Raw genomic sequence first — 5244 nt, forward strand, 5'->3', positions numbered from 1 at the left:
AACACCGTCGCGCGCCCGGCGACCTGGGAGCCGGGCATCTTCGAGGCCGCGACCGCCGCGTCGGCCGCCGCGTCGTACTGGATCGGGCCCTCGACGAGCAGGTCGGGCCGGCGCTCGCGCACCAGAGCCGTCGCCGCGCGGACCTTCTCGACGTCGGCGCCGGCTCCGCTCTCGCCGGTGGAGTAGGAGAGCATCGCGATGCGGGGGTCGATCCCGAACTGCTGGGCGGTCTCGGCGGACGAGATCGCGATGTCGGCGAGCTGCGCCTCGGTGGGGTCGGGGTTCACCGCGCAGTCGCCGTAGACCAGCACGCGGTCGGCGAGCGCCATCAGGAACACGCTCGAGACGACGGAGACGCCCGGGCTCGTCTTGATGATCTCGAAGCCGGGGCGGATGGTGTGCGCGGTCGTGTGCGCGGCTCCCGAGACCATCCCGTCGGCCAGGCCGAGCTGCACCATCATCGTGCCGAAGTAGGAGACGTCCGTGACGGTGTCGTAGGCGTGGTCGTAGGTGATGCCCTTGTGCGCGCGGATGCGGGCGTACTCCTCGGCGAAGCGCGCGCGGTGCTCGGGGTCGAGGGTGCTCAGCACGCGCGCGCCGTCGAGGTCGAGGCCGAGGCCCGCCGCACGGGCGCGGATCTCGGCCTCCTCGCCGAGGATCGTGAGCCGGGCGATGCCGCGCTTGAGCACGGTCGCGGCGGCGCGGAGGATCCGGTCGTCGCCGCCCTCGGGCAGGACGATGTGGCGGTCGGCGATGCGCGCGCGCTCGATCAGCCCGTACTCGAACATCAGCGGCGTGACGACCTCGGACCGGCCGACGTCGAGGAGGGTGAGCAGCTCGACCGCGTCGACCGCCTCCTGGAAGAGGGCGAGGGAGGTGTCGCGCTTGCGCGGGGAGTCGGCCGCCAGGCGGCCGCGGGCCGCAGTGACGCGGACGGCGGTGTCGTAGGTGCCGAGCTCGGTCATCACGATCGGCACGCGGCTGTCGACGCCCTCGATCAGCCGGACGATCGGCTCCGGCAGCTCGAAGCCGCCGTTGAGGATGATGCCGGTGACGGTGGGGAACGTGCCGGAGGCGTACGCCATGATCACGGCGAGGACGACCTCGGGCCGGTCGCCGGGGACGATCACGACGCCGCCCTCGGTGAGCCGCGGCAGGACGTTCACCATGGACATGCCGGCGATCACCACGCCGAGCGCCTCGCGACCGAGCAGCTCCGGATCGCCCGCGACCACGACGCCGTCGACCGCCTCGACCAGGCGGGACAGGCTCGGAGCGACGAGGAACGGATCCTCGCGGATCGCCCAGACCGGGACGGTGGCGGGGATGCTCTCACGGATCGCGGCGACGGCGTCGGCGGCGGTGTCGGGATCGGCGCGGTTCGCGATCACTCCGATGAGGCTCGCGTGGGCCGTGCGCAGCTCGACCGAGGCGAGCTCCGTGATCTGGCGCATCTCCTCCGGCGTGCGCGCGGGCGCCTGGCCCAGCTGCTCGCTGCGGGACGAGTCCCGCCCGGTGAGGACGAGCAGGACCGGAGCGCCGAGGTTGGCGGCGATGCGGGCGTTGTAGCCGAGCTCGGTGGGGCTGCCGACGTCCGTGTAGTCGGAGCCGAGGATGACGACGGCGTCGCACCGGGCCTCGACGCCCTTGTACCTCTCGACGATCCGCGAGAGCGCCGCCTCACCGTCGGCGTGGACGTCCTCGTAGGTGACGCCGATGCAGTCCTCGTAGGCGAGGCCCGAGTCGGAGTGGCCGAGCAGCATCTCGAGCACGTAGTCCGGCTCGGAGGTGGAGCGGGCGATCGGGCGGAAGACGCCGACCCGCTGCACCTGGCTGCTGAGCGCATCGAGGACGCCGAGGGCGACCGTGGACTTGCCCGAATGACCTTCGGCGGACGAGATGTAGATGCTCTGAACCATCGGATCCAGCCTACCGAGGGGGTCCCTCCGCCTGGCTGAGTAGAGGCCAGGGATGGGAGGGCGTGCATGGCGCCCGGCTGTGGAGGAGCGTCCGCAGTCGGTAGGGCCTCGTAGCGGCTGTGCGGCGGTCCATCGGCGGAGCAGGCGGGCCGGTTAACGGAAGAAGACCCCCCGCGCACCCGCCAGAGCCCGGTTACCCTTGCTGCGTTTCCGCCCTGGGGGAGTTGGCCTGGATGGCGCCACGCGGGGAGCCGGGTGACAGTCTAACCGACGACGGCGGCCGAGGAGAGCGGGGCGTGTCGGGGTCGTGGTCAGCGGGAGCCTCCGACACCGGCTAGTATCGATGAGTCGCGGCTCAGGTCGTGCCAGGAGGATTCGCCTAGTGGCCTATGGCGCACGCTTGGAAAGCGTGTTGGGTGAAAGCCCTCGGGGGTTCGAATCCCCCATCCTCCGCGAACGGTGTCCGTTGCTCTCGCCAGCACGGGCACCGTTTTGTTTAACCGGTGCGGGCGATCGTCGGAGCCCGGTCGACCGGTGGAGGCGTCGATCGGAGCGGCCCACTCACGCAGCGCCGGGTTCGCCCTGCCGGGGCACACCCGGCTGCAGCCGACGACGTCGCGCCGAGCAGGCGCCGCCGATCGTTCGGCGCGCGCCGGGCGTGCGGGATCAGCCGTAGAGGTGGTTCGTCCGCGCGCAGGAGTCGGAGCAGAACGCGCCACGGCGGGCGACGAGCGGGGCCGAGCAGGCGGCGCGGAAGAAGAGTTCGGCTATGGTTCGCGACATGGTCCGACCGTAGGTGCCGGTCCCGGATCGTGCCCGTAGCCATCCGAATTACGACAACGAGGACGACAGGGCGGCGATACGGACCCTCCGGCGACGCCGGCCGTCAGTCGGCGATGCGCTCGAGCCATTCGTCGAGCAGGAGCCGCTCCCCCGCGCTGAGGGGCTCGATCTGCGGCAGCGCGGTCCGCAGGGCGACGGCGTGCGCGACGACCGCACGGGCGGCGGGATCGGTGGGGCCCGCCTCCGCTGTGGTGATCGCCGCGAGGACGGACTCGCGCGAGCGGGACGAGAGCTCGTCGTCGGGGTCGGCGAGGGCGGTCAGCGTGAGGGTGCAGCCGAGCGCGGCCGACTGGAGCAGGCGGGAGGCACGCTCGACGTCGACGGTGAGGCGGCCGGCTTCGGCGACGGCCCGGACCGCGTCGAGGAGGACGCCCCGGGACAGGCGCGCCGCCTCCGACTCCTCCCCCGGCCGTGCGGTGAACATCAGCGCGTAGAGGTGCGGTTCGGCGAGTCCGAAGGCGACGTGGTGATCCCAGGCGGCACGGAGCGCGTCGACCGGGTCGGCCGGCGCCTCGCTCCGCTCGAAGTCGGCGAGGGCCGTGGCGAATCCGGCTGCGGCGGCCGAGTCGAGCAGCCCGCGCAGGTCGCCGAACGTCCGGTAGATCGTGGGGGCCTGCACCCCCGCCGCCGCGCTGATCGCCCGCGTCGACACCGCGTCCCGCCCGCCGTCCGCCAGCAGCTCGACCGTCGCTCGGAGGATCCGCTCCCGCGTCGTCCCGCTCTCACTCATGCTACCGACGCTAACACGCTCCCGTTAGCGCCTCGTCTCCCCGAGTGGCCCGGGTCGCGTCAACGCCGTCGGGCGGTCCCGAAGATCCCGCGGACCACCTCGCGCAGCAGCGTCCTGCCGGCGCTCGAGCCCAGCACCTCCTCGACGACCGTCTTGTCGCGGCGGGCGGTGCGGGTCCCGCGGGAGGTCGGTGCCGTGCGCCGTCGGGAGCGCTCGGCGGCCTGGTCGGCGGCGCGCTCGGCGGCGGCCCGCTCCTTCGCGCGGCGGGCGGCGTCCGCGGTCTCCTCCTTGGCGCGACGCGCGTCCTCCTTCGCGCGGCGGGCGTCGTCGGCGGCCTGCTGCTCGGCGGCGGCGCGGGCCTCCTCGGCGTCGGCGGCGGCGTCGAGCCGGCGGGTGAGGATCTCGCGGGCGGAGTCGCGGTCGAGGGGCGTGCCGTAGCGCGCGAGGAGCGGGGACCTCTGGACGCTCGCCTCGCGGTCGGCCTCGGGGGTGGGCTTCATCGAGCCGAGCGGGGCGCGGAGACGCGTCCAGGCGACCGGGGTCGGGGCGCCGCGCTCGTTCATGACCGTCACGATCGCCTCGCCGATGGGAAGCGCCTGGAGGACCTCGCCGAGGTCGTAGTCGCTCTCGGGGTAGGTCGAGACGGTGGCGCGGAGGGCCTTGGCGTCGTCCGGCGTGTGCGCGCGGAGCTGGTGCTGCACGCGGGAGCCGAGCTGGGCGAGGACGTCGCCCGGCACGTCCTTCGGGGTCTGCGTGACGAAGACGATGCCGACGCCCTTGGAGCGGATGAGGCGCACGGTCTGGGTGATCGCGGCGAGGAAGTCCTTCGACGCGTCGCGGAAGAGCAGGTGCGCCTCGTCGAAGAAGAACACCAGCTTCGGCTTGTCGAGGTCGCCGACCTCCGGCAGGTCGTTGAAGAGGTCGGCGAGCAGCCACATCAGGAAGGTGGAGAACAGAGCCGGTCGGTCGGCGACTCCGGGGACCTCGAGGAGGCTGACGACGCCGCGCCCGTCGGCGGCGAGGCGGAGGAACTCGGCCGTGTCGATCTCGGGCTCGCCGAAGAACACGTCGGCGCCCTGGTCGGCGAACGCGATCAGCTCGCGGAGGATCACGCCGGCGGTCGCCTTGGACAGCCCGCCGAGCTCGGCGAGCTCCGCCTTGCCCTCGTCGCCGACGAGGTAGGTGAGCACGGCGCGGAGGTCGGACAGGTCGACGAGCGGGAGACCGGCGCTCTCGGCGTAGTGGAAGACGAGACCGAGGCTCGACTCCTGCGTGTGGTTGAGGCCGAGCACCTTCGCGAGCAGCAGCGCGCCGAATCCCGTCACGGTGGCGCGGACGGGGACGCCGGTGCCGATGCCGCCGAGCGCGAAGTACTCGGCGGGGGCCGCCTCCGCCCGCCAGTCCTGGCCGATGCCGCGGGTGCGGGCGAGCAGCGCGTCGGTCGCGGTGCCCGGAGTGGCGAGGCCGGAGAGGTCGCCCTTGATGTCCGCGGCGAAGACGGGGACGCCGTGGGCCGAGAGCTGCTCGGCGAGGACCTGCAGCGTCTTCGTCTTGCCGGTGCCGGTCGCGCCGACGACGAGGCCGTGCCGGTTGAGCATGCCGAGCGGAATGCGGACGGGCACGTCGATCCGCGCGTCGCCGTTGACGAGGGCGCCGAGCTCGAGGGCCGGGCCGGTGAACGCGTACCCGGCGCGCACGGCGTCGACGGCGCTCTCGGGGAGCGGGCCGGGTACGCGTTCACCGGCCCGGCCC

The 5244-nt window shown here is 73.2% G+C and carries 3 protein-coding genes, 1 tRNA gene and 1 other RNA gene; 1 reads left to right on the forward strand and 4 read right to left on the reverse strand.

The window, feature by feature from the left end:
* Together pta and ffs are read right to left on the reverse strand one after the other, a co-directional pair.
* The coding region (gene pta / locus C5C50_RS16395; protein WP_104273938.1) for a phosphate acetyltransferase at positions 1 to 1919 on the reverse strand (1919 nt) is incomplete at its 3' end.
* A gap of 159 nt (positions 1920 to 2078) precedes the next feature.
* Positions 2079 to 2175: signal recognition particle sRNA small type (gene ffs / locus C5C50_RS16400), an RNA gene on the reverse strand.
* Between the two features lie 112 nt (positions 2176 to 2287).
* Here ffs and C5C50_RS16405 point away from each other — a divergent pair.
* Positions 2288 to 2372, forward strand: a tRNA-Ser gene (locus C5C50_RS16405).
* Between the two features lie 433 nt (positions 2373 to 2805).
* Here the strand turns inward: C5C50_RS16405 and C5C50_RS16410 are convergent.
* Entirely contained in the window at positions 2806 to 3492 is a 687-nt protein-coding gene (locus tag C5C50_RS16410; RefSeq protein ID WP_104227474.1) for a TetR/AcrR family transcriptional regulator, read from the reverse strand.
* Positions 3493 to 3551: 59 nt separating this feature from the next.
* On the reverse strand, positions 3552 to 5244 hold a 1693-nt coding region (locus C5C50_RS16415), incomplete at its 5' end, for a helicase HerA-like domain-containing protein (RefSeq protein WP_308471844.1).

Source organism: Rathayibacter sp. AY1D9, from assembly GCF_002932395.1.
In the GTDB taxonomy this organism is placed as follows: Bacteria; Actinomycetota; Actinomycetes; order Actinomycetales; family Microbacteriaceae; genus Rathayibacter.

Excerpts from the sequence above, each read along its gene's own strand:
- C5C50_RS16410 (WP_104227474.1), bottom strand. The coding sequence starts at position 3,492 with ATGAGTGAGAGCGGGACGACGCGGGAGCGGATCCTCCGAGCGACGGTC.